Source organism: Enterococcus sp. S22(2020), assembly GCF_020295385.1.
Classification (GTDB): domain Bacteria; phylum Bacillota; class Bacilli; order Lactobacillales; family Enterococcaceae; genus Enterococcus_L; species Enterococcus_L dunnyi.
In genome coordinates, this window is the sequence record NZ_JACFUD010000006.1 from 1 (window position 1) to 25547 (window position 25547).

The 25547-nt window shown below is 35.6% G+C and carries 26 protein-coding genes and 1 tRNA gene; 8 read left to right on the forward strand and 19 right to left on the reverse strand.

The features are described from left to right. Positions 1-238 precede the first annotated feature (238 nt). From H3T55_RS12650 to H3T55_RS12660, 3 genes are all read right to left on the reverse strand, one after another. Positions 239-751, reverse strand: a complete 513-nt coding sequence (locus tag H3T55_RS12650) for a GNAT family N-acetyltransferase (protein ID WP_225534956.1) — start codon at positions 749-751, stop codon at positions 239-241. Positions 752-896: 145 nt separating this feature from the next. After that, positions 897-1268, reverse strand: coding sequence for a hypothetical protein (locus H3T55_RS12655; RefSeq protein WP_176372910.1), 372 nt, complete (start codon positions 1266-1268; stop codon positions 897-899). Between the two features lie 64 nt (positions 1269-1332). Further along, complete coding sequence (locus tag H3T55_RS12660; protein WP_225534955.1) at positions 1333-1701, reverse strand: CvfD/Ygs/GSP13 family RNA-binding post-transcriptional regulator; 369 nt, start codon at positions 1699-1701, stop codon at positions 1333-1335. Between the two features lie 201 nt (positions 1702-1902). Here H3T55_RS12660 and H3T55_RS12665 point away from each other — a divergent pair, with 201 nt between their 5' ends. After that, entirely contained in the window at positions 1903-3069 is a 1167-nt protein-coding gene (locus tag H3T55_RS12665) for a MalY/PatB family protein (protein ID WP_225534954.1), read from the forward strand. A 122-nt stretch (positions 3070-3191) separates the two neighbouring features. On the opposite strand, the gene H3T55_RS12670 is transcribed toward H3T55_RS12665, so the two are convergent. Next, complete coding sequence (locus H3T55_RS12670; RefSeq protein ID WP_088271325.1) at positions 3192-3779, reverse strand: peptidylprolyl isomerase; 588 nt, start codon at positions 3777-3779, stop codon at positions 3192-3194. A gap of 229 nt (positions 3780-4008) precedes the next feature. Between H3T55_RS12670 and H3T55_RS12675 the strand changes: the two genes are divergently transcribed. After that, positions 4009-5022 (forward strand): NAD(P)/FAD-dependent oxidoreductase, encoded by a 1014-nt coding sequence (locus H3T55_RS12675; RefSeq protein WP_225534953.1) that lies wholly within the window; start codon positions 4009-4011, stop codon positions 5020-5022. Between the two features lie 50 nt (positions 5023-5072). Here the strand turns inward: H3T55_RS12675 and H3T55_RS12680 are convergent, their stop codons facing one another. Next, positions 5073-5315, reverse strand: a complete 243-nt coding sequence (locus H3T55_RS12680; protein WP_087642300.1) for a DUF1450 domain-containing protein — start codon at positions 5313-5315, stop codon at positions 5073-5075. 85 nt (positions 5316-5400) lie between these two features. Here H3T55_RS12680 and H3T55_RS12685 point away from each other — a divergent pair, with 85 nt between their 5' ends. Continuing rightward, complete coding sequence (locus H3T55_RS12685) at positions 5401-5907, forward strand: phosphatidylglycerophosphatase A (RefSeq protein WP_087642299.1); 507 nt, start codon at positions 5401-5403, stop codon at positions 5905-5907. A 690-nt stretch (positions 5908-6597) separates the two neighbouring features. Here the strand turns inward: H3T55_RS12685 and H3T55_RS12690 are convergent. The 5 genes from H3T55_RS12690 to H3T55_RS12710 form a co-directional block, all read right to left on the reverse strand. After that, positions 6598-7476 (reverse strand): hypothetical protein, encoded by an 879-nt coding sequence (locus H3T55_RS12690; RefSeq protein WP_225534952.1) that lies wholly within the window; start codon positions 7474-7476, stop codon positions 6598-6600. A 191-nt stretch (positions 7477-7667) separates the two neighbouring features. Beyond that, positions 7668-7740 (reverse strand) — tRNA-Lys (locus tag H3T55_RS12695). Between the two features lie 109 nt (positions 7741-7849). Continuing rightward, the gene (locus H3T55_RS12700; RefSeq protein ID WP_225534951.1) at positions 7850-7981 is read right to left on the reverse strand and encodes a FeoB-associated Cys-rich membrane protein; all 132 of its coding nucleotides are present in this window, start codon (positions 7979-7981) and stop codon (positions 7850-7852) included. A 4-nt stretch (positions 7982-7985) separates the two neighbouring features. Continuing rightward, complete coding sequence (feoB, locus tag H3T55_RS12705) at positions 7986-10139, reverse strand: ferrous iron transport protein B (RefSeq protein WP_225534950.1); 2154 nt, start codon at positions 10137-10139, stop codon at positions 7986-7988. Between the two features lie 4 nt (positions 10140-10143). Beyond that, complete coding sequence (locus H3T55_RS12710; protein WP_225534949.1) at positions 10144-10611, reverse strand: FeoA family protein; 468 nt, start codon at positions 10609-10611, stop codon at positions 10144-10146. A 579-nt stretch (positions 10612-11190) separates the two neighbouring features. Between H3T55_RS12710 and nrdH the strand changes: the two genes are divergently transcribed. The 4 genes from nrdH to nrdF all read left to right on the forward strand — a co-directional run bounded on the left by nrdH (position 11191) and on the right by nrdF (position 15139). Further along, positions 11191-11415, forward strand: coding sequence for a glutaredoxin-like protein NrdH (gene nrdH, locus H3T55_RS12715; RefSeq protein WP_069664941.1), 225 nt, complete (start codon positions 11191-11193; stop codon positions 11413-11415). 1 nt (position 11416) lies between these two features. Further along, the gene (nrdI, locus tag H3T55_RS12720) at positions 11417-11803 is read left to right on the forward strand and encodes a class Ib ribonucleoside-diphosphate reductase assembly flavoprotein NrdI (protein WP_087642294.1); all 387 of its coding nucleotides are present in this window, start codon (positions 11417-11419) and stop codon (positions 11801-11803) included. Then, entirely contained in the window at positions 11769-13934 is a 2166-nt protein-coding gene (nrdE, locus tag H3T55_RS12725; protein WP_412523579.1) for a class 1b ribonucleoside-diphosphate reductase subunit alpha, read from the forward strand. The genes nrdI and nrdE overlap by 35 nt, the downstream gene beginning before the upstream one ends. 242 nt (positions 13935-14176) lie before the next feature. Further along, entirely contained in the window at positions 14177-15139 is a 963-nt protein-coding gene (gene nrdF / locus H3T55_RS12730; protein ID WP_087642293.1) for a class 1b ribonucleoside-diphosphate reductase subunit beta, read from the forward strand. Between the two features lie 63 nt (positions 15140-15202). Here the strand turns inward: nrdF and H3T55_RS12735 are convergent, their stop codons facing one another. Next, positions 15203-16312 carry an AI-2E family transporter gene (locus tag H3T55_RS12735; protein ID WP_225534948.1) on the reverse strand — a complete coding sequence of 370 codons (1110 nt, stop codon included), beginning with the start codon at positions 16310-16312 and terminating at the stop codon, positions 15203-15205. Positions 16313-16473: 161 nt separating this feature from the next. On the opposite strand from H3T55_RS12735, the gene H3T55_RS12740 reads away from it, so the two are divergent. Continuing rightward, positions 16474-17283: a DUF92 domain-containing protein gene (locus tag H3T55_RS12740; RefSeq protein WP_225534947.1), complete on the forward strand. Its 810-nt coding sequence runs from the start codon at positions 16474-16476 to the stop codon at positions 17281-17283. Positions 17284-17377: 94 nt separating this feature from the next. On the opposite strand, the gene H3T55_RS12745 is transcribed toward H3T55_RS12740, so the two are convergent. The 8 genes from H3T55_RS12745 to H3T55_RS12780 all read right to left on the reverse strand — a co-directional run bounded on the left by H3T55_RS12745 (position 17378) and on the right by H3T55_RS12780 (position 25547). Further along, positions 17378-18082, reverse strand: a complete 705-nt coding sequence (locus H3T55_RS12745; protein ID WP_087642290.1) for an MgtC/SapB family protein — start codon at positions 18080-18082, stop codon at positions 17378-17380. A 216-nt stretch (positions 18083-18298) separates the two neighbouring features. Next, on the reverse strand, positions 18299-19000 hold the full coding sequence (gene nagB, locus H3T55_RS12750) for a glucosamine-6-phosphate deaminase (RefSeq protein ID WP_225534946.1): 702 nt from the start codon (positions 18998-19000) through the stop codon (positions 18299-18301). A gap of 128 nt (positions 19001-19128) precedes the next feature. Next, entirely contained in the window at positions 19129-20247 is a 1119-nt protein-coding gene (locus H3T55_RS12755) for an LCP family protein (RefSeq protein ID WP_225534945.1), read from the reverse strand. A 229-nt stretch (positions 20248-20476) separates the two neighbouring features. Then, positions 20477-21682, reverse strand: coding sequence for a Coenzyme F420 hydrogenase/dehydrogenase, beta subunit C-terminal domain (locus H3T55_RS12760; protein ID WP_225534944.1), 1206 nt, complete (start codon positions 21680-21682; stop codon positions 20477-20479). A gap of 5 nt (positions 21683-21687) precedes the next feature. Further along, positions 21688-22209, reverse strand: a complete 522-nt coding sequence (locus tag H3T55_RS16765; protein WP_412523578.1) for a CatB-related O-acetyltransferase — start codon at positions 22207-22209, stop codon at positions 21688-21690. A 112-nt stretch (positions 22210-22321) separates the two neighbouring features. Then, on the reverse strand, positions 22322-23734 hold the full coding sequence (locus H3T55_RS12770; protein WP_225534943.1) for a lipopolysaccharide biosynthesis protein: 1413 nt from the start codon (positions 23732-23734) through the stop codon (positions 22322-22324). Further along, positions 23731-24594, reverse strand: a complete 864-nt coding sequence (locus H3T55_RS12775) for a glycosyltransferase (protein WP_225534942.1) — start codon at positions 24592-24594, stop codon at positions 23731-23733. Before H3T55_RS12775 ends, H3T55_RS12770 begins: the two co-directional genes overlap by 4 nt. Continuing rightward, the gene (locus H3T55_RS12780) at positions 24591-25547 is read right to left on the reverse strand and encodes a DUF6625 family protein (RefSeq protein ID WP_225534941.1); all 957 of its coding nucleotides are present in this window, start codon (positions 25545-25547) and stop codon (positions 24591-24593) included. The genes H3T55_RS12775 and H3T55_RS12780 overlap by 4 nt, the downstream gene beginning before the upstream one ends.

The window sequence follows — 25547 nt, forward strand, 5'->3', positions numbered from 1 at the left end:
ATTTTTCAAGTTTTTTTAAAACTTGATTTGTTATTCTATTTCAGTCGTTTCAGCGTTTTTGTTGCTCGCCTTGCGACATGTAATAATATAACAAGTTTTTCTTAATTGGTCAACCTTTATTTTAAAAAGAATCGAATATTTTTTTCATCATAATTCTCTGTCCCAAGTACCTTTTCGCTTTTTGATAGATTATATACATTTGGCTCTTATTTTTAGATTAAATCACTTATATTTCCGATCATTTTTTTAGTTTATATGAAAATAGTTCGAATTCTACTCCTGTATTATTTTTTGAACGCCCAATATGCTTAAATTCATTTTCAATATAGAACCTTGATAAGCGCTGATTACTTGCTAGACAATCCAAACGTAGTTCATCGACCTGATTTTCGAATTCAACTTTTACAGCATTCAGCAATTCTTTCCCATAACCAGCCTTTCGGTATCTGGGACGTATTATCACACGATGGAGATAGCATGATTTCTGGCTTGATTCAATGTTCTCCCAAAGCAGGCGATCCCATTCAGTAGGTTTCTGCCAAGCAGCAACCATTCCTGCCAATTGTTTTTCATTATTATAGAAGAAAAACACTTCGCCTCTTTTTACAGCAGCAATTAATCCGTGCTTATCTTCTCCTTTTAATACATCAGACCATTGATCACTGCCGATCGATTTTAACCATTCTGCAGTTTCTTTTAATAGTTCTAATGCAGTTTGTCCTTCTTCAGTAGTTGCTTTTCTGAGCTCCATTAACTTTTCCTCCTTGCGCTTCCCTACTATGATATATGTTATAAAAAAAGACGGGCAAACCAGCATTTGGTTCACTCCGTCTACACAATGTTGAATATCAAAAGCATCCATGACATCTTCTCAATATTCTTTATGTATCTAATTTTTAAAACATCGGTACTCCTTCGATTTCAAAAGAAGAGAGTAAATTTTTTAATTCGGACGGTTTTTCCCAAACATACGTACTACCGATTGTTGGTATTCCTGAATCTTCATTCATTTCAAATACAAATAGAGGCATATTTTCAACCTCAGTATGGGCATTTGTCAATTCGACTAAATTAATTGAAGTAACATCTAAAAGAACTTCTTCTTTGATAATCTGCAACATACTAGCCAAAGCGGTCATCTCTTCTGAAACTTTTGTTGTAACAAACTGCATCGATCCATCAACTGGATGAACAAGAAATTTTTTAGAACCATCATTTAAATGCAATATAATAGTACCAGCGACTTTTTTGTTAGACAAAACATCCACCTCAATTAATTTTTGTTTTCATAAACTAGGAAAATTGTACCATATTTTCTGAAAAAAAACAGAATTATTTCGACAAGAGTTTCTCCATTGCTTCATCTCGCCAAATAGGAAGCTCTTTTTCAAGTGTTTGAAAACCAATTTTTTTGTTTTTATTCGTGAAGTATTTTTTTCGTCGATAGTTTGGCTGCTGAGTTTGACTTTCTAATGTTCTCAAAGACAAACTGATTTTTTTTGTATATTCATCGATATCAATGATTTGAACTTTTACTTTTTGCCCAACCTCCAGTAAGTTGTGTATATTTTTTGTATATCCTGCTTGGACTTCAGACACATGGATCAGTCCCTGAACCGTCTCGCTCAGTGAAACAAATGCTCCGTAGGGTTGCAATCCTGTAATCGTTCCATCAACGACCATGCCTATTTTGTAATTCATAATTATTAGCCTCTTTTCAATTTTCACACTAAAGTATTTTCCTCATTTAAAATAATAGCATGTTCCGTAGAAATGTGCATAGATTTCTTTCTACTATATAATATTCGTTCTTTTTGTTCATATTTTCTTAAAAGTCTATTATACTAGAGTTATCAATCAAGTAATATACTAAATAATTGGATAAATGAAAGGATGAAGCGAATGGTAGAATTTGATAAAGTATATGACCGTCGAAATACAAATTGTGCAAAATGGGATTCCATCAAGGATACTTATGGAGAAGATGGATTACTTCCACTTTGGGTAGCTGATATGGATTTTAAAGCGAATAAGCCTGTTTTAGATGCCTTAAAGAAAACGATAGATCAAGGAATTCTAGGATATTCTCCAGCACCAGATTCATTGTATCAAGCAATTCAAAGTTGGCAGCAGCGCCATCATGATTACTCGATCAGCAAGGAAGCGATTCTTTTTAACAGTGGGGTCGTTCCAAGTTTAGCATTAGCTGTTCAGGCGTTTACTCAACCTGGTGAAGCTGTTTTAATTCATGATCCTGTTTATCCACCATTCGCTAAAGTCGTTGAGCAAAATAATCGCAAGCTTGTTCGTAGTACCTTAGACGTGGCCGATGGACACTTTGTTATGAATTTAGATGACATGGAAAAGCAAATTCTGAATGAAAACGTCCGTCTATTCATTTTATGTAATCCTCATAATCCAGGAGGACGAGTTTGGACCGCTGCTGAATTAGAAGCTGTTGGGAAATTATGTGCGAAATACGATGTCCTTGTTGTAAGTGATGAAATTCATCAAGATTTGATTTTTGCTCCTCACCAGTTTACAACTTTTGCCAATGTTCATTCTAGTTTCAAGGATTTTTCTATTACTTTAACAGCAGCCACAAAAACATTTAATTTAGCCGGTATCAAAAATTCAATGGTCTTTATCGAAAATTCTGACTTACGAAAGAAATTCGTTACGATCCAGCAACAGAATGCCCAAGATGAAATCAACATTTTCGGGTATGTTGGAACAGAAGCAGCTTATGAACATGGCGATGACTGGCTTAAAGAGTTACTCGCATATCTAAAAGAAAATATTGATACCGTAGCTGACTTTTTAAATCATGAACTGCCTCAAGTAAAAATGATGCGTCCAGAGGGAACGTATCTGATTTGGCTTGATTTTTCAGCTTTTGATCTATCTGATGCAAAACTTCAAGAACAATTGGTCCACAAAGGTAAGGTCGTTCTAAACGCCGGGATCACTTTTGGTCCTCATGGTTCACAGCATATGCGTTTAAACGTTGCTTGTCCAAAAGAAACGCTGTTAGAAGGATTACGTAGAATAAAATATGCATTCGAATAAAATCAAAACGGATCAAGATGTAGCTCAACGAGTTATATGCTTATCACTTAACATTTAAATATAAGAACAGAAGCGCCTGATCTTTCCTTAAGATCAAGCACTTCTGTTCTATTTTTTGTATTCTATTCGCTAATTTCTACTTTATCGATCACAACATCAAATGTTGGGCGATCTTGAGAATCTCTTTGAACGCCGCCGATTTCATCAACAACATCCATTCCCTCAACAACATGACCAAAAACAGTATGACGGAAATCTAGCCATGGTGTTCCGCCTGCTTTATAAGCTTCGATCACTTCTGTTGGGAAGCCGGCTCCTTCTAGTTGTCCCATCATATTAGCTGGTACATTTTGATTGTTGACAATGAAAAATTGGCTGCCGTTCGTGTTCGGTCCAGCATTCGCCATTGATAAAGCGCCTCGTAGGTTAAAGACATCTTTAGAAAATTCATCTTCAAATTTTTCGCCATAAATACTTTCGCCGCCCATGCCTGTTCCAGTTGGATCTCCACCTTGGATCATAAAATCAGGAATGACACGATGGAAGATCACTCCATCATAGTAGCCTTTTTTCGCTAATTGAACAAAATTTTCAACGGTTTTAGGTGCTTGCTCTGGGAATAGTTGAACTGTGATATCTCCTCTATTTGTTTTGATCACCGCTTTTGGTCCTTTGACATTTGCTAAATCTAATTGTGGAAATTCTGACATTTTATTTCCTCCTAGTGTAGTTTTTACTTCCTCATTTTATCATAATCAATGACACTTGAACATTCTATTCTCTCATCCCAATCTTTTAAGAGTTCCTTTCTTTCACAAACTTCCACTTGCTTTTTTCTGTTACAAGTGATATTTTGTGAAAAACGATATACTTTGCATTTTCGTTTTATCTTTAAAATAGATAGGAACTTTTTATAAACCGAAACAGGAGGAATTTTTAATGTCTGACGCAAAAGATATTTATGATCTAACGATTGTTGGCGCGGGGCCTGTTGGTCTTTTCGCCGCTTTTTATGCAGGAATTCGTAAAGCAAAAACGAAAATCATTGATAGTTTACCCCAAGTAGGCGGACAATTATCAACGCTTTATCCTGAAAAATATATTTATGATGTTCCTGGTTTTCCAGCCGTGAAAGCAAGTGAACTGATTGAAAACTTAGAAAAACAAATCACTCCTTTTTCTCATGATATTTGTTTGGAAGAAGAAGTACGTAATTTAGTGCAGGAAGATGGACATTTGCGTATCGAAACGTCTAAAGGGATCCACTATTCTAAAGCAGTTATTTTTGCGATCGGAAACGGATCATTTCAACCAAGACGTTTAACTCTTGATGGTGCAGCAGAGCTTGAGGGGAATCATGTTCATTACTATGTTACTGATATGAATAAATTTTCTGGAAAGAAAGTTGCCATAGCTGGTGGTGGTGATTCTGCGATCGACTGGGCATTAATGTTGGAACCCATTGCTGAACGCGTATCGATTATTCATCGTCGACCTGAATTCCGTGGCCATGAGCATAGTGTAGATAATCTAAAAAAATCAGATGTTTCTATTTACACACCTTATGTGATCGATCAGCTTTTGATGGAAGACAGCTCTTTTAAAGGCATTCAATTAAAAGAAACGAAAGCTGATAATTTTGAGAAGCTTGATTTAGATTCTTTGATCATCAATTACGGCTTCACTTCTTCGTTGAGCCATCTAAAAGACTGGGGTTTGGAAGTCAGCCGTAATGCAATCGAAGTCAATTCTGATATGTCAACAAATATTCCTGGCGTTTACGCTGTAGGTGATATTTGTAACTACGATGGAAAAGTAAAACTAATTGCTACAGGTTTTGGAGAAGCTCCAACTGCCGTAAATAACGCTTTGCACTTCATCAAACCTGATGCTAGAACTCAACCCATGCACAGTACTAGTCTATTTGAAGGCAAAGAAGCAACAATGCTTTAGTATAGAAAAAGGAACCGAACAGATAAAACCTGTTCGGTTCCTTTTTGTATTTAGCCCATTTCTTCTTGCCAAGCGACTAGAGCTTTCTTTATATTTTCCACTAACGATTCAGGTGTTTCACCAACAATTCTCTCTCCTTCAAATAAAACGAATAACGTTTGAGCACAAAGGACACATTCATTCATACAGGAATAGGTGACAATATCACTATTTTCTTCGATAAATGGATCGCTTAGTATCAGCTCTCCACCATTCGCTAAATTTTGCTCACAACATTCGATTAAGGGATTCATCGATCTTCTCCTTGCATTTTACTCTTTAGATAGTATACCATTGATGTATTCTAAATTTAAAAAAGACGAATTGGAGGTTTTTATTTTGGTCATAAAAGGTGAAACGTTAGAGAAAAAAGCACGTCAGCTATTGAAAGAACGCGGTGTTGAAATGGAAGATCTAGCTGAGTTAGTATTATATCTACAAAAGCCTTATATTGAAAATCTTGATCTAAACACTTGTATTGAAAATATCGATAGTGTACTTTCAAAACGTGAAGTTCATAATACCATCATTACAGGTATTCAGTTAGATATTTTAGCTGAACAAAAAAAATTGCTTCACCCACTTCAGGAAATTATTGAAGATGATGAAGGCTTGTATGGTATTGATGAAATTTTGGCTCTTTCCATCGTGAATGTTTATGGCTCGATCGGTTTTACTAACTATGGTTATATCGATAAAGTGAAGCCTGGAATCTTAGCAAAACTAAATTCTCATGAGGGACCAGAAGTTCATACTTTCTTGGATGATATCGTTGGAGCGATCGCAGCTGCAGCAGCTAGCCGTTTAGCGCACTCACAACCGGATAAAAGTAGAATCACGCAGTAAAATGTATCTCTATCTACTATATTTAACGTCGTTTTGATTGCGTTGATAGTAATTCTTCCATTATAATAACTATAAAGTATATGATGTTTTATACTTCCATTTAAAGCCACCACTATAGGTTTCAAAAGTTCTTTGTGACGTGTAAGCGGACACTGTTTTCAGTCATTGATTTTCTTCCCCAATAGATAAATCAACTACCTATAGTGATGAGCTTTATTTTTTGTATCTTTATGCACTGACTCCTGTTTTTCTACCTATGACAGAAGCCTTCCACTGAATAAAGATAACAAAAAATGAAAAAAGAATAGAAGCGAAAATAAAAGCAGTGTCAGAATCTTCTCCAACACTGCTGTTTCGTTCAATAAATAAAGGCTGGCATGTCTGTGCTCTCATACATTTTAGGGGTAGATATTTTCCTAAAAATTGAGTACAATAAATCATGTCAGTGCTTTTTGCATCGACGAGGGCAACTTGATTGGTCAGTGTCTGCTGACTTTTCAGGGCTTCATAGTTTGGCTGCCACCAAATTGTGAAGTGCCTTTTTTTATTTAATTATTTTCGCTTCTATCCTGTACTTATTGTACAAGATGAGTGAATGTTTCGTCAATGATGATTCTGTTTTATTTTCCTTTTGAAACACCATCGTTCGCTTTCTACTTACAGAGGTAAATAAATGGGTCTTGCACGTTTTTAACCGTTTGTTGAGACAGCCATCTTAACTGCTTGAAGGGGATCAAAATGATTGATCGTATATACGGTCGTTCCTTTTTGCCAAACAACTGTATTGATTTGGTAGCTGTCGCTTGTACTCGCTGTTAAAGAAATTTGGCCTAGATTTTGAGGAGCCGGCAGCATTGCTTTTTCTAGATAGGTAACTACTTCTTTTGCTAAAGGTTCTGCTACTTCTCCACCAATATTAGAAGCACGTACAACCAAACTCCAATTTCCTTCCTGCCAAGATAAATAGGTCGAACCGGCTGCCCCTTGTTCATATCCCGTAATACCATAGCCCAAATCCACCTTATTCCCGCCAGTATCAATAATTTGTCCTACTGCTCCTACAGCTTCTTCAGCCGAACCATAGCTTTTCTTTTCAAAAGAAGCAATCGGCTGTAAATTATTTACTGCAAGATCATTGACTGCGATCGGATGATCTTCTGCATAATATAGTATTCTGAAATTCGTTTGATCTGCTGTACTTGTCGTTGCTGCTGTTAAATATTCAGCTGTTCTACTCGTTAATAGGCTTTGCGGCAACGTATTATTTGGAAATAGACTATTCAGCTCATCAAGTACTGCTTTTGCCTGTTTTTCTGGTGTATTGCTTTGCGGCTGAGCAACAGTTTGTGTTTCGCTTGTTTTTGTTTCAGAAGATGATGAAGCTTTTGTCGAACTAGAAGCTGAGGTACTTGATTTAGTTGAGCTTTCTTTTGTTGTAGTTGATGCTTGACTACTTTTCTCCGTTTGCTTTGGCGGTGTTGAATTTTCAGATGACTTCGTTTTCCCTCCACATGCGGCTAGCGAGATAGTTGCTAGTAATATCAATGAATAACTAATGATCTTTTTCATGACTTTTCCCTCCCATTCCTATTCTTCAATTTTAGTGTATCACCAAATCAGAGAATACTCACTTTATACGATTTTTAAAATAGGTTTTTAGTTAAAGGACAGTCAAATAAACAAAAAAAAGAATGCATATTCCGTCTTCGAAACGCCCGAAGACGCCGACAGAATACCATTCTCGTGGGTTTGGCACCCAATGGGTCGTAAGGGGCTCGAACCCATGACCCGCTGATTAAGAGTCAGCTGCTCTACCAACTGAGCTAACGACCCAAATGTTTAGTACTTAAATATTGTAGCACTTGCTTGTTGTTTGTTCAAGTGAAAAAATACGACACAATAAAAGAAATGACGGTTACTTTTCTTTCATCGTGTCGTTCGATCAATTTTCCTGTTCTTTTTTCACTGGACAAGTCGTATGACAATCATCGCAACTCTTTCCAGTTTTTATACGAGAATAGATGATATACCCCGCACCACCAAAAATCAGTACTGCTAAAATAAACGTTGCCATGTTCCTACCCTCTTTCTAATGTTGCCATCGTAATAACAGGTTCTTCTTTGACTTTCGGTTTTCTAAATAGATAATACCCCATGATGAACATCAATAAAATGGCACTAAAGAATCCTGCACCTATCGGACCCTTTTCAAAAATGACATGACCGACTTGGTAGATAATAAAGCTGACAATATAAGCCAAACCACACTGATAACCAATGGCTCCCCATGTCCATTTCCAATCGCCCATTTCCCGACGGATCGCACCGATCGCGGCAAAACAAGGCGCACACAATAAGTTGAAAACTAAAAATGAATAGGCTGCAACTGGCGTAAATGCCGCCTGAAGAGCAGACCAAACTTCAACGCCATTTTCTGATACTTCACTCAAATGACCAAAAAGAATACCAAACGTTCCAATCACATTTTCCTTCGCTACTAATCCAGTGATCGTTGCAACAGCTCCTTGCCAAGTACCCCAGCCAAGCGGTGCAAACAACGGTGCGATGACTTTTCCTAAGTTTGCTAAAATACTTTGGTCTTCTGCGGCTTCCTGCAAAGTAAATGTATAAGTTGATGTAAACCAAATAATAATGCTCATCACAAAAATGATCGTTCCAGCTTTTTTGACGAACGATTTGCTACGATCATATGCATGTCTCAAAACGCCTCTTAGTTGGGGCATATGATACGCAGGAAGTTCCATGATAAACGGAGCCGGATCCCCTGAAAATGAACGCGTTTTTTTCAAAGCGATACCAGACAATACAATTGCTACGATTCCAATGAAGTAGGCAGAAGGCGATACCCAGCTGCTTTTTGGGAAAAATGCCCCCGCAATCAAAGCAATGATCGGCAATTTCGCCGAACAAGGCATAAAGGTCGTTACCATGATCGTCATCTTACGATCTTTTTCATTTTCGATCGTTCGGCTAGCCATAACTCCTGGAACACCACAACCTGTAGCGATCAGCATGGGAATAAATGATTTCCCTGATAAGCCGAATTTTCTAAACAAACGATCCATCACAAATGCGATACGTGCCATATATCCGCAGTCTTCTAAAAAGCCCAAACATAAGAACAAGACGATCAACTGCGGCAGAAAACCTAAAACAGCTCCTACTCCTGCGATGATCCCATCTAAAATCAAACTTTGCATCCAAGGTGCTACCTGTAAGCTCTCTAGCCAGTTTGCTACATTCGTTGGTACGATATTTCCAAACAACTCATCGTTGATCCAGTCTGTTCCCATCGTCCCTACTGTTTGAATCGCTAGATAATAAACAAACCACATGATGACTGCAAAAATCGGTAACGCTAACCAGCGATTCGTTACGATCTGGTCGATTTTATCACTCATACTGAATGAAACTTCATTTTTTTCGATCGCACAAAGTGCAGTTAAGCGCGTAATAAATTCATAGCGTTCATTGATCACGATCGATTCACTATCATCACCAAAAATTTGTTCTGTAATCTTGATGATATCTTCGATTTCTTTTTTCTGCAAGTCGCTCAGCGTCAATTGAGCAGCCACTCTAGTATCCCGTTCAAATAATTTAACACTGTACCAGCGAGCCTGCTTTTCCATCACACTATCCCCTAGAACATCCACAATTTCATTCAAGGCTGCTTCTAGCCGATTATCGTATGTTGGATAATTAAATTCAGGCGGAAAAACTTCTTGAACTTTACTTGCCTTTTTTATTAATTCATCGAGTCCACGATTTTTCAAAGCACTGATTCCAATGACATCGATCCCTAAGCCATATGCTAATTTTTCGATATTGATCTTTTTACCAGTTTTGTCCAAAATATCCATCATATTTAATCCGACAACAACCGGAATCCCTGTTTCCATCAATTGGGTCGTCAGATAAAGATTTCGTTCTAAATTTGTTGCATCGACAATATTAACGATCACATCAGGAGAACCGCTAAGCAGATAATCTCTAGCAACAACTTCTTCTGGCGTATAAGGTGAAAGAGAGTAAATACCAGGCAGATCCTGAATCGTGATCGCTTTGTCTTTCTTCAATTTACCTTCTTTTCTTTCAACTGTGACTCCCGGCCAATTCCCTACATATTGATTTGCCCCAGTCAATGCATTAAAAGCAGTTGTTTTCCCGCTATTAGGATTTCCTGTCAGAGCAATATGCTGTTCTTTCATCTCCTTACCCCACTTTCTGTACTAAGACTAATTCTGCTTCATTTTTCCTCAACGTCAGCTCATAACCGCGAAGATTGATTTCGATCGGATCCCCTAATGGCGCCATTTTTCTAACTAATAGATCCACCCCTTTAGTCAGTCCCATATCCATCAAACGTCGCTTGACCGCTCCTTGACCGTGAATACCTACAACACGTGCTTTTTCACCAACAGACAACTGATCTAATGATACCCAATTTTCTTCTTCTGTATTTTTTTCTACTATTGTAATTTGTTTTAATACAGATACATTGATCGCGATCCGGCTATTGTGTAAAAGAACGATCCCATTATCAGCAGAAAAGTTCAGCAGCACTACTTTGCCCCCGGGCACAAGGCCAAGATTGTTCAAGTGCTTCTTTGCAAATCCTTCTGCCTGGATCTCGTCGATCATATAAACCCTGTTCAATTTTGCCTGTGCCAATGTCAACATTATGTAGCCTCCTTTAATTTTAAAAGCGGAACAAATCGTTTGATCCTGTAGAAAATTAGGAAATTGATATTGAGACGTTTTTTGTCTCACTGGCAATTTATCTATTTTCCGAAGGATTGATTTGTGTAGCTGGATAACATACATTCATCAATATCACTCACGATATATATCATTTGTGAAAAAGTTTCATTTCTTTCTCTAATGATATTGATAATCGTTCTCATTAAGTATACCTGTTTGTGAGGTTTAAATCAATGTTCTTTCTACCTATAGTAAGAAAATAATTGATCCTTATATTCGCCAAAATATTTCTAGTGTGCTTCCTTTTAGTCACCCCCTATATCTTGTGTTTCTCTCCTTAAAAATCCCGCCGAAAAATTTAATAAATTTCTTTTTTGAACACGAAAATCGGCATGAATGTCGCATAAAACGAGAGAATACGAGCTTTCATATTCTTTTCAAAAACACAAAACATGGTATTCAGCTAAAAAACAACCACAATATATAGTGCCTAAGTGTTGACTTTTTCCCAGAGAGATTTATACTAGTGAATGTAAACTAATTGAGGGGGAAATAAAAATGAACGTAAAAATCTTTTCTAAAAATAATTGTATCCAATGTAAGATGGCAAAACGCTTTTTGAGCGAAAATAATATAGCATTTGAAGAAGTAAATATCGATATCCAACCAGATGCGATCGACTGGTTAAAAGAACAAGGCTTCCAAAGTGTTCCGGTTATCACTTCTGACGCTGCTACAGTTGTGGGATTCCGTCCAGATCAATTAAAAAACTTGGCCAGCTAGAATGAAACTCGTTTATTTTACTGTTACCGGACAAACCAGACGATTTATTAAAAAATTGGATTTGCCAGCTTATGAAATTGAGCCTGCGAATCCTTTTTTTGAGATAAATGAACCTTTTATTCTGGTTGTTCCAACTTATGATGCTGATATTACTGATGTCATCAATGATTTTCTCGATCATCAGGAGAACAAAGAACATTTGATAGGGGTTGCTGGCAGCGGCAATCGTAACTTTGCAGAATTATTTGTTTATACAGCCAAAGATATAGCACGTGATTATAACGTTCCGTTACTTTTATCTTTTGAATTTAGCGGTACCAATGAAGACGTAGAATCCTTTAAGAAAGTAGTGAATGAACTTGAGTCTAAAAGAAATCAAAGAGGTTAGTTACTTTAAACTAAACAATGAAATCAACCGTCCGGTGAATGGACAAATTCCTTTGCATAAGGACAAAGAAGCTTTGGAAGCATTTTTTAAAGAAAATGTTGAACCAAACACAAGAACCTTCAATACAGTAGAAGAAAAGATCAACTACTTAATCGATAATGATTATTTAGAAACTGCCTTTATTCAAAAATATTCAATGGCTTTTATTGAAAAATTATATACATTTCTTGATGAACAAAAGTTTGAATTTAAATCATTTATGGCCGCTTACAAGTTCTATTCACAATATGCACTTAAAAACAATGCTGGAACAGAGTATTTAGAAAGCTATGAAGATCGTGTTGCTTTCAACGCCTTGTACTTTGCTGACGGTAATGAAGAATTATCCATGGTTTTAGCAGATGAAATGATCCACCAACGTTATCAACCAGCAACTCCTTCTTTCTTAAACGCTGGACGTAAACGCCGTGGGGAATTGGTTTCTTGTTTCTTGATTCAAGTGACAGATGATATGAACAGCATTGGTCGTTCGATCAACTCAGCTTTACAATTATCAAGAATCGGCGGAGGTGTGGGAATCACATTAGCCAATCTTCGTGAAGCAGGCGCTCCAATCAAAGGTTATGAAGGAGCAGCTAGCGGGGTCGTTCCTGTAATGAAATTGTTCGAAGATAGCTTCAGCTACTCCAATCAATTAGGTCAACGTCAAGGTGCAGGTGTTGTTTACTTAAACGTTTTCCACCCAGATATCGAAATGTTCCTTTCTACAAAGAAAGAAAACGCAGATGAAAAAGTCCGTGTTAAAACATTATCTTTAGGCGTTGTCGTTCCAGATAAATTTTATGAACTTGCACGTAAAAATGAAGACATGTATTTATTTAGCCCTTATAGTGTCGAAAAAGAATACGGTGTTCCCTTCTCATACGTTGATATTACAAAAGAGTATGATAACTTAGTAGCGAATCCTAACATTCGTAAACGTAAAATCAAAGCGCGTGATTTAGAAAATGAAATTTCTAAACTGCAACAAGAATCAGGATATCCTTATATCATCAATATCGATACAGCTAATAGAAGTAATCCTGCTTATGGAAAAATCATCATGAGTAATCTATGTTCAGAAATTCTACAAGTTCAAACACCGTCTATTTTAAATGGCAAACAAGAATACGAACAACTTGGTACAGATATCAGCTGTAACTTAGGTTCTACAAATATCGTTAATTTGATGGACAGTCCTGATTTCGGGAAATCTGTTCGTGCGATGACTCGTGCCTTAACTTTCGTAACAGATGCTTCAGATATCGACGTCGTTCCTTCTATCCAAAACGGGAATCGATTGAGTCATACCATTGGACTTGGTGCCATGGGATTACACACTTTCTTTGCAAAAAATCATATGGAATATGGTTCTCAAGACTCTTTAGACTTTACGAACGTTTATTTCATGTTATTGAACTACTGGACATTAGTTGAGAGTAATACTATCGCTAAAGAACAAAAACAATCCTTCCATAATTTTGAAAAATCAGATTATGCAAATGGTTCTTATTTTGACAAATATATCGAAGGTGATTTTACGCCTCAATCAGATAAAGTCAAAGAGATCTTCAAAGATATTTTTGTACCGACAGCAGCTGACTGGGCAGCATTACGCGATGCAGTCAAACAAGATGGTTTGTATCACCAAAATCGTTTAGCGGTTGCACCAAATGGTTCAATCTCTTATATCAACGATACAAGCGCCAGTATTCATCCAATCACTCGAATGATCGAAGAACGCCAAGAAAAGAAAATCGGGAAAATTTATTATCCTGCTCCTTATTTGGCAAATGATACCATTCCATATTATACATCTGCATACGACATGGATATGCGCAAAGTGATCGATGTTTATGCAACAGCACAGCAACACGTAGATCAAGGAATGAGCTTAACTCTGTTTATGCGTTCTGAAATTCCTGAGGGGCTTTATGAATGGAAAGATACACCAAAACAAACAACACGCGATCTGAATATTTTACGTCACTATGCTTTCCATAAAGGTGTAAAATCAATCTATTACGTACGAACATTTACTGATGATGCGGAAGAAATCGGCAGCAATCAATGTGAAAGTTGTGTGATCTAACTTAAATTGGTTTAGAGGCTGAGACAAAAGTCTTAGCTCCGAGAAATAAGAAGGAATCCACGAAAATGATAAGAAACATGGTGCTCTTCAAATTTTCGTGAGTTTCGGCTTATTTCCGAAAGAGCTGCTCTTTTCTCGCCGTTTATTCTGGTTTAGAGAGCGAATCAAAACTAATTTTTAGTTTTCGCCCGCTCTTTATGATCATTGGTTAAACAGTCATTCGGTAATTAGGAGGAAAATAAATGGCAACATATTATGAAGCGATCAACTGGAATGCGATCGAAGATGTGATCGATAAATCAACTTGGGAAAAACTAACAGAACAATTTTGGCTTGATACACGTATCCCACTATCAAACGATCTAGATGACTGGAGAACACTTTCAGACTTAGAAAAAACAACTGTTGGATATGTTTTTGGCGGCTTAACTTTACTTGATACAGTTCAATCTGAAAGCGGCATGGATCAACTAAGAAAAGATATCCGTACGCCTCATGAAGAAGCGGTGCTTAACAACATCCAATTTATGGAATCTGTTCATGCGAAAAGTTATTCTTCAATTTTTAGTACGTTGAATACTAAAAAAGAGATCGATGACATTTTTGAATGGACTAATACAAATGTTTACTTACAAACAAAAGCAGAAAAGATCAATGAAATCTATAAAAACGGCACACCATTAGAAAAGAAAGTTGCAAGTGTATTCTTAGAAACCTTCTTATTCTATTCTGGTTTTTATACTCCTCTTTATTATCTAGGCAATAACAAATTAGCTAATGTTGCTGAAATCATTAAATTGATCATTCGTGATGAATCTGTCCACGGCACATATATCGGCTATAAATTCCAATTAGGTTTTAATGAACTGCCTGAAGAAGAACAAAACGAATTAAAAGATTGGATGTATAACCTACTTTATGAACTATACGAAAATGAAGAACGTTATACAGAAGAGCTTTATGATGAATTAGGCTGGACGGAAGAAGTAAAAACCTTCTTGCGTTATAATGCTAATAAAGCACTGATGAACCTTGGCATGGACCCATTATTTGCTGATACAGCGAACGATGTAAACCCAATCGTCATGAATGGTATTTCTACAGGAACAAGTAACCATGACTTCTTCTCACAAGTTGGTAACGGCTATTTATTAGGAACTGTTGAAGCCATGAAAGATGACGATTATTTGATTGGTATGGAATAATTAAATTAAATAAAAAAGGATCAGCGACAACATAAAATGTTATCGCTGATCCTTTTTCTTTTATCATTCATCCGAGAGTTGAGTCCTCTCTTCTTTTCGAATGTTATAAATTTTAACGATATTGACCACTAAAGTTTTAATCACAGCATAGACAGGAATACAAATCAGCATTCCAATGATTCCACCGACACTTCCAGCTGCAATCAATACAAGAATGATCGTCAATGGATGGATATTCATCGACTTGCCCATCAATAAGGGTTTGATCAAATTGCCATCTAACTGCTGAATGACAAGAATCGACAACATCATATATAGTGCTTGCCAGGGTGAAATAAAAAAGCCAACAAGAACGGCAGGGACAGCACCAATAAATGGCCCTACATAAGGAATGATATTAGTCACTCCACAAAAAACAGCAAGCAGCAAGCTATACGGTTGTTTAAAGATCGTCATTGCGATAAAGCTTAAACCTCCAATGATCAAAGCATCCAAAACAGTACTGCTGATATAGGCTGACAATGTTTGATTCATTTCTCTTACTGTTTGACGAAGCTCTGTTCTAATACTTGCAGGAAAAAAATGAGATAACGCGTCTAAAAACTTATGTCCGTCTTTAAACATAAAAAATAAAATAAACGGTACTGTAAAAAGTAAAATAAAGAATTTCATTAATATCCCAACGATTTTCGATAAACTACTCGTCACCCCTACGATCGCGAAATTCAGAATATTTGTAATCGTGATATTCGCTTTATCTAATTGATCCTGAATATTGAATCCTTTGATTTCTTCTAAGTTGCCTAGCTCAGTCAACCAACGATTCATTTCCTCCGCATATCCTGGAAGTGACTGCGTCAAGTCAACAAACTGTTTGACCAATTGAGGAACGACATTCATGATCACAAGAGCAATCAAAACCGCTAAGACTAAAAAAGAAAGCATAAAGCCAACAAGTCTAGGGACTTTATGTTTTTCAAGAAATACAACAACTGGATCAAACATATAATACAAAAAGCCTGCAATCAGCAACGGCATAAAAACAGCAGAAATCATTCCCAATATCGGACTAAAAACATTCGGCATCCTTAATAAAAAGTAAACACCAATAATAGTCAAAACCACTTCTGTTGTCCAAAATAGTAACTTTGACTGCTTAAAAAGAGAACCCATATCCAACCTCCAATAATCTAGCTATTTCTATTTTATCATTCTTTTCAAGTATAAAAAATATTTTTTTGATAACTATTATTTCGTGATCATAGATTATTGTGTATTTATCTAATCTATCTTGTACTTTCATGATATACTTGTTTTGTTTTAGGAGGCAACATATGACTATTTTGACGTATAAATTACTACTTGGTGTTTTCGGCAGCAGCTTCATTGCCATTTTTTCTTATGTCTATCAATTACTCACAAAATCGGGTGTTTTTGCCTTGATCATGATTGGAACCCTAGTTTGTGGTTTTGGCAGCTGGCCAACTTGGGTACTTTTGATCCTTCTTTTTGGCAGTTCTAGTTGTATTTCTTTTTTAAAAAAAGTAGCTGCACTTGATGGTAAAGATACTATAAGTAAAAAAGACGCACAAAGAGACGGTTGGCAAATACTGGCAAACGGCCTTCCCGCTGTTGTTTCATTGATTCCTTTTTACTATACAGATAACCTTTTATTCATGATCGGCTATGTTAGTGCCATAGCAGGTGCTACAGCAGATACTTGGGCATCTGAGATCGGTATTTTAAGTACGTCTCCCCCACTTTCCATTCTCACATTTAAGCCGATTCCTTCTGGCCTATCTGGAGGCGTTTCATTACTTGGAACCTTTGCTTCTATCCTTGGTAGTCTTATGATTTCGATTACTTTTTGGTTATTTCATGATCCTGACATCACTTTTACTACAAATCTTGTATTCGTTCCTGTTGTTTGCGGCTTTGCCCATTCATTGATTGACAGTTTTTTAGGTGCAGCGTTTCAGGTAAAATACAGATGTTCTATTTGCGATCAGGTGACAGAACGTAATGTACATCATCAGCAGCCAACAACTAAAATTAGTGGAATTTTTTGGCTGAACAACGATTGGGTCAATTTTATCAGTGGATGTTTCACTGTTCTTTTAAGTTGGTTGCTTATTTCTCTTTGATACCTGTAAATAACCTGACAATGATTTTCCCCCAGAAAAACTGAAGCTAAGAACTCAGTTTTTCTGGGGGAGTTCTATTAAAGACAAAAATAAATTAAATACTTACCAAACGCAATTTAGTTATATTTTTATGAATCGATAAATCCTCGATCACCTCAGCGTAGGTCATTCCTTTAGGTAGATCGATCGTATAAATATTGGTATAAATTTGGTCATCACCAACTAATAAAACACTAAAATTCACGTCTTCGATCTCAATTTTATGCTCTTCGAAATAACGATTGATAAACTCCTTCGTTTCTTGTTTATGAAGATATCGAATCTCTAATTTTTTTGTTGTCGGCACATGAATCACTTTTCTAACTAATGTCAAAGCGACAAAAATTCCAATAAAGCTAGTGATTGCAATCGCGTAATACCCCATACCAATGGAAATACCTAATCCTGCAACCGCCCAAAGGGAAGCTGCTGTCGTTAAACCTGTTACCGATTGTTTCGTTACAATGATCGTTCCTGCACCTAAGAAGCCGATACCACTGACGACTTGAGCAATCAAACGCGCTTGATCAGAACGAATCACGCCGCTCAATTCTGGATGATTCATCGCATCTTCCAGCGCACTTGCTGCAATCTCTACTTGAATCAAAGCGATAATTGCCGCTCCCATACAAACTAAAATATGTGTGCGCATTCCCGCCGGACGATTTTTATACTGTCGCTCAAAGCCAATCACACCACCGATCAGCATCGCTAAGCTCAAGCGCACAATGATCTCTTGAATTGTTAAATGTACATCCATTCTGCTCATTCCTCCTATTATTCTCCCTTCTATTATAACACTAAATCCATGTCATTTTTTTCATACTACAACAAAAAAAAGAGTACGAAACAAAACGACAAATCAGTTTTGTTTCGCACTCTAAAATGTAATCAAGGGAAATCCCAAGTCAGGTTCTTCGGTAAATTTACCAAAATCGAGCCTGATCGGCTTTGGTCTTTCCCTCATCTCCTGCGATTATAATTTACTTGCTGCTGCTTCGTCTACGATAACGACAACATCTGGATGGTTTTGTAACGCACTTGCTGGTAAATCTACTGAAACAGGTCCGTCGATCATTCCTTTGATCGCATCTGCTTTTGCTTCACCGTAAGCAATCAAAATCATTTTTTGACCTTTCATGATTGAACCAATTCCCATTGATACAGCACGTGTAGGTACATCTTCAACTTTTTCAAAATTGCGTTTGTTCGCATTGATCGTTGATTCTGTCAATTCAACTACATGAGTTAAACTATCTAATGGTGTTCCTGGTTCGTTAAAACCAATATGTCCATTTTGACCAATTCCTAAAATTTGAATATCGATTGGATGACTGTCAATGATACTTTCATAATGAACACACTCAGCTTCTAAATCTGCTGCTTTACCATTCGGTACATATGTTTCTTTAAATGGTTTTTTGTTAAATAGCTGATCATTCATGAAGTAACGGTAACTTTGATCATCGTCTCCACCTAAACCAACATATTCATCTAAATTTACAGAAACCATATCTGAAAAATCTAAGTCACTTGAAGTCATCTCTTTATATAATGTTTCCGGTGTGCTTCCTGTCGCAAGACCTAAAACCTTTGCTCCATTGTCCATACCTGCTTTAATCAAGTCAAATGCTTTTTTTCCGCCTTCTTCAGCGTTTGCTACTTTAATGATTTCCATCGAAATTACTCCCTCGTCTTCGTTTATTTGGTATAGTCCAATTATAACACCCTCTAAAAAGGATTTCTAGTAGAAATGTATAAAAATAAAAAAAACTTCTAACCTTTATCAGGATAGAAGTTTTCTAATTAGTAATTTCCAGTATACTGCTCAGTTCCTTCAGCATTTGGATCAGTATAAGTTCCGCCACCAGTCACATCGTTGGCTACTACATCTTGTCCATAACCATAAGTACCTGCAGCTGCATCTGTTGAGCTTGAACCGTATCCCGTACCACCAACATAATTATTGTAGTTTGCAGTATCTTTTGCCTGCATCTCTTTATTTTCCGGTTGCCCTAGCTGAGCACGTAAATTTGTTTGTGTTTTATATAATTTTTCGGGATCAAGGATTTGGTAATAGATACCGCCAATTTCTTGTCCTTCACCTTCTAATTGTAAAGAGTCAATATTTTTGAAAGCAGGCATATATTTCTTCTGAATGTCTACCATATTGTCCCAAGTTAGATCTGTTTTTACATTATCTTGTACTGCATTCAAAATCTGTTTGTATTTAGTCAAGCCGTCTATACTGATTATCTTGTTCACGATTTTTTCAACAACTTCACGCTGACGACGTTGACGTCCAATGTCTCCTTCAGGATCTTCTTCACGCATTCGAGCGTAAGCTAAACCAGTTTCGCTATCAAGCTTAATATGACCTTTTGGAACCGTAATACCATCTAATGTAAACTCAAACGGATTATCCACTTCGATACCACCTACAGCATCAATCAGATCTTTTAAGCCTTTCATATTGATCGATACATAGTTATCGATTGGAATATCCAGTAAGTTTTCTACTGTATCAATCGCCATCTTCGCACCGCCAAATGCATAAGCATGGTTCAGTTTATCTTCTGTACCATAGCCAACAATCTCAGTTAAAATATCTCTGTCCAAACTGATCATTGTTGATTTTTTTTCTTTTGGATTAATAGTAACTACCATTGTCGTATCAGAACGACCTTGTTCTGTTCGTCCTAGATCTCCTGTATCGATTCCCATCAATAAAACGGAGAAAGGTTCTTGTGCATCAATGTTCACGGCTGTTTCTCTGCGTTTTGATGTTCGATCGATCGATTCATACACGCCTTCAACTGTACCGCTGGCATCAGAATACATTTTAATTCCATAAGCACAAATACCGGCAACTGAAACAAGTACTAATCCTAAAGCAGTTAGTATTACTTTTTTCCATAGGTTCATAAGACACTTCCTCATTTTTTGCAAGAATAATTCATGAAATCTATTTTCTCACAATTTCAATCCTGTCGCAACATTTTTGAAGATTTGGCATGAGAACTTAATGTAAATGTAAGAAAACACTTTAACTATAATAAATAGACATGCTTCTTAATAAAAGTAAAACTATTCCTTGACGTTTAACGTAAACAGCCAAAAAATTCTTCTACAAAAATCATGATTAGCGAGTTATCTATCTTCGAACATTAATTACTCTCCGAAATGTCCCTAGTGTAAATCTTATCTTTTTAACTAATGAGTACTTATTTTTGGAAATAGATTTTATGTGTTTCAAATCAAACTTTATATTCAACTGCGTAAATCTCAATGCAATTACTCTTTGCTCAGAAGTAGATCTTCTTATTGTTTGTGATGGTTGAATTTTTTTAAACTGCTCAACTTTCTCAGCTTTAAGCTCTAAATACCCTTTTTCATTAGATAACTTCACTAAGTTATCTCCTTTCTTACTTCTAGTAATGATTAGATTATTGCCATTACTTGATGTAAATACAGGATAACCGTTGTCATCGCTTTCCCAAGCATCACCGAATACAACATCTGCATACTCACCGACAGAATCCACACAAATTTTACAGACCAATGGTACTGAACGTCCAAGATTTTTTCCCCATGCTTCATCATAGTCAACACTTTTTTGCTCACCATTTCCTGCTACTACACTAAAATCTCCCGGCCACCCCTCTCCTCTATATTTTAGCTTACTAACAGCAGATTTTTTTATCCCTAATTGTTCAATCAAACTATAGGTACTATTTATGGAAGGAATCCCACCACATAAAAAAGATATTGTAACAAAGATCTTTTTTTGGTATTTTGGAAATTGCTTTAGTAAATTATTTACAGCTCTGATGTCACATGGCTTTCCAATTATAGCTATTATTTGATCCTCTTTTAAATACTCTAGAATATCGCTAAGTAATGAAGTGGGCATATATTGAGAACCAGATTTTTCTATTATTTCATCAACAGTCTTAGAAATTGACGCTTCTGCTTTAAAAACAGTACTACCTTTTCCAATATGTAAAATACCATCAACATATTTTTCTTCTAATAGAAAATTTGAAAAACTTGTAATCCCTCCTCCAGTTGATGATTTCCATCTAATGTATTCATCAGCTGAATATCCATTGTAATATCCTATATACGAGCCAATTATTGGATCAAATAATTCATTTTGGCTACATTTTCCTTCCATATTGATTGCGGGACAAATAGAATTAAATAAGCTTCTATCTTCTTTATCCAATTTAGCCATTTCTTTAGGAAAATAGAAACCTCTAGACTCTTGTAATTGTATTTTTTCTTTCCCAAAGACACTTTCACATAAACCGCAAGAAGTGCACATCTGATATGTGTTTGTAAACTTTTCTACATTCATATATATTAACCTCTTATCTCTGTCGCTTTCGTTTTGCTCGAGATTTCAAATTGTTGATAAAAATCCATTACTTGTTCTGGTGTTAATTCCCACCACTTCTTTTCTTCAATCGCATCAATTACTTCTTTAGAAAATCTATACTTGATTACTCTAGCCGGATTCCCACCTACAATAGCATATGGCGGAACATCTTTTGTAACAACAGAACCCGCTCCAATAACGGCTCCTGCTCCGATTTTTTGACAACCGGAAACTATAATTGTACCATATCCAATCCAAACATCATGGTCAATTTCTAAATGGTATCTATCTACATCTTGAACATCAAAACCAAAATCTTTGTTATAAAAAAGAGGTGATGTTGACAATGCCTCTAAAGGGTGATTAGCACCAAAATACCTCACATTTTCGGCTATAGAACAATATTTTCCTATTTCAACCGTTCCTCCGAGATTGAAGTTTTCAGAAAAGCAACTGCCATAAGAGTACATCCCTACTTCTACACCATAATTTAATTTTGTAGCCATACGTAGACTCCTTGAATAGATTTGGCCACCTTCAACTTTCGAAAAAAAGGAGACCACTATTTTATTCACTCTACGAAACTTTGTTGTTCTCAAAATAATAAAGTTACTGATTCTACTCAATTCTTTTTCCCCCTCTTTTCATCAACTTTATACATACAAAAAACAACTCTCTGTTTATAAGTAGTATAAGCAGTGCTAGCACCCAAAGTAAAACATTCGCGAATTGTTCATTTATAACATTTTGAAAAAGTAAAAGTATTTGTAAAAAAATAATTAGTTGGCAAAATAATAAGTTCCAAACTTGAATATTGAAGTTTACATATTTTTTTGTGTCATATCGTCTATAAAGAAAAGTCATGAACCAACCAACAAATTGTGCTACAGATGCCCCGATGATACCAATTGACGGTACTAGTAAAATATTGATGAATGTACAAAAAACTGCTGCAAAAACGATTGTTTTAAAAACACCTTTTGTTTCTTTTTCCGCAATATAAATTTGTCCAAAAAAATTACTAAAACTATTATAAACTGCAGCCAACAATAAAAAGGGAATCAATATCCAGCTTTCAAAATAACTAGGAGCAAAAATTAGTTTTATCAATGGTTTTAAAAATAATAAGAATACAGAGATTCCTGTAAATAGAAATTTAGCGTAAAAAGAAAAAACCGTTTCATAAAAAACACCTTTGTCCTCTTTCTTAGACTCTTGAATAGCAGACATCTGCCACGCTTGAATAAAGATTCCTTGGATTAATGTAAGTAATCCAGGTATTTTACTAGCCACAGCGAATATACCATTTCCAACTGCCCCCACAAATATAAGTATTATGTATCTAGTAGCCCCGTTTATAACCCACCAAGAAATTCCACTTGGAATCAATGGTACAGAAAATTTAAGAATATCTGATATCATAGATCTATCAATAACAGCCAAAGAGAAATATCTATACAATTTGCCTGAAGTAAAAAGCAGTAGTATCGACATAAACGCTCCTAATATTTGAGCATAAAAATATCCAAAAACTCCCCAATTCAAACCTAACAAAAAAATTAGACTGAACAAACAAATAGACAGAGTATAAAGAATACTGTTTATAGTATAAACTATGATCAAGCCTAATGAACGGACATAAGTCGAAACTAAAATTTGAAATGCCTGCATAATTAAAGTCAGAATAGTAATTAGAATATATTTTTTAACACCTATGAATGAAGAAATAGTTATAAAAGCTAAAGATACAGCTATCAAACCACAAAAGGTGATTAACATTGAATTTGTGAAAACCTTTTTTTGGTCATAGTCTTTATCCATTCCAAATCGAATGATCGAATCCGCAGCTCCTAGAGTTGCCAGTGGTAATAAGAGTTGGATACTAGTCGTGATAATATCAGCCGTACCAAATTCTTGTGTTGTAAGATAATATGTATAGAAGGGAACTAAGACAAACGTGATCAACTTACTCCCAAAATTTCCTATAGTGAAAAGTATTGAATTTGTAAGAAGTTCTTTGTAACGGTTCATCTCTTACCTCCCAATCTACAATTTTTGAAAAAGAACAAACCTTTGCCAATAACCATAGATACTTTCAACAAAATTTTTTGAATAGAATTAATTTTATTGTATTTTACTTGATAATAGTACATAGACCTTTGAAATAGCTTATACTTATTCATAATAGATACGGTAGAGTTAATAATTTGTGAATGATAATGATAATACTCACAAGAAAGTAAAACACCAGTTTTATATCTACTTTCTTTCAGTTTTTTCGCTAATATATTTTCTTCATAGAATAAAAATACCGATTCATCAAAATATCCGACTTCTTTCATATATTCTAAATTAACAGCTTCTACTGAGCCCGCTGGAACACATTCTAAAATATTGTCACTTTTTATTAATCCTTTATTATTTTTCTTAATCAAAAAATTAAAGATAAAAAATCCCCTAAAGAAATCTTCTCTAAAAGTTGGTAAACTCCAGTATTGATTTTTTGTAAATGTTCCATCAGGATTCAACATGATTCCAGTCAAAAGACCATAATCTGGATTTTCTTTTAAACCCTTATCTAGTTGAATAATAAAACTTTCTTCAAATAATACATCTGGATTACAAATAAAAGCTGTATTATATTTTCCCTCTGCTACAAGCCATTTTAAACCGATATTGTTTCCTGAGGAATACCCACCATTAGACTCAGAGAGAATTACTTTTACTTTTTCGTCATCGATAAAGCGTTTTTTCAATGCTGTAAAAGAGTCGTCAGTTGACTTGTTGTCAACAATTACGATTTTTTCAATACTTTGATATTTTCTAATTTTATCTGTCAGATCTCCAGTAAGAGATGCACCGTTATAATTTAAAATCACAACACCTATCATTTACTAACTCTCCTAAAAAGCATCGTTAATCTCATCAATAAATAATCTGATTTGATTTTTGTTAAAATAGTTTTTATTCTTCTCTTTTTCTTTCTACTGTAAAACAACTTTTCTTGTTCTTCCAAAGTCTCGGTTGTTTCTTTCGCAACAGAAAATCTATCTGGATAAATATAATAGTGAGCCTCTTCCCCAACAAAATTTGACAGTTGACGTTTCTGCAAATGAATATACATAAATTCTTTTTCTTGTTTTTCTCTATGAGCTACTAATTTCCCATTGTTAAAGATAAAATATTCAGCATTACCAAAGTCATGATTCACAAGATCAAAATAATAGATTGCAGGGTTGATATCAGCAAATATAATCTGATCATAGGAAACAATACCTTTTCTCGATAATATTTCACTTAGACCATAACCAAAATCCCACCCCCACTCATCATAAGCACAAACCGAATCAAACCTCATAACATCATTAAAATTAAAACAATCTTTATACTCATGTTCTATCTTATATACTGTATTCATGTATTTTGTATTCCTAAATAATGTGAAATGACCTCTTGTTAATAAACGATCGTACTGATCAAGCAATTCATCTGTTAGAAATTTTCTTACGTCACCCAAAATCACATCTGAATCTATATATCCCCAAAAGTCATGCCCGCCAATCAAGCTTTGAAACAGTTCACCAAAAAGCGGACGATATTCAACTAATTTGTACGGATATTTTATTGATACCTTTTGGTTAGTGACATTTTGAATCTCGCTCTGGATTTCAACCATACTGCTATTTATGATCTGAACATTTTTAGGAAATGTATACTCTTCAAGAGAATTATCTGTTACTAACAGAAAATCAATAGTTGGATTAAACTCTGCACTTTTAAGCCATAAATTGAAATAATTAGGTAGTTCCCCAAAATGAACAAGTATTAGTATTATGCTTCTCAC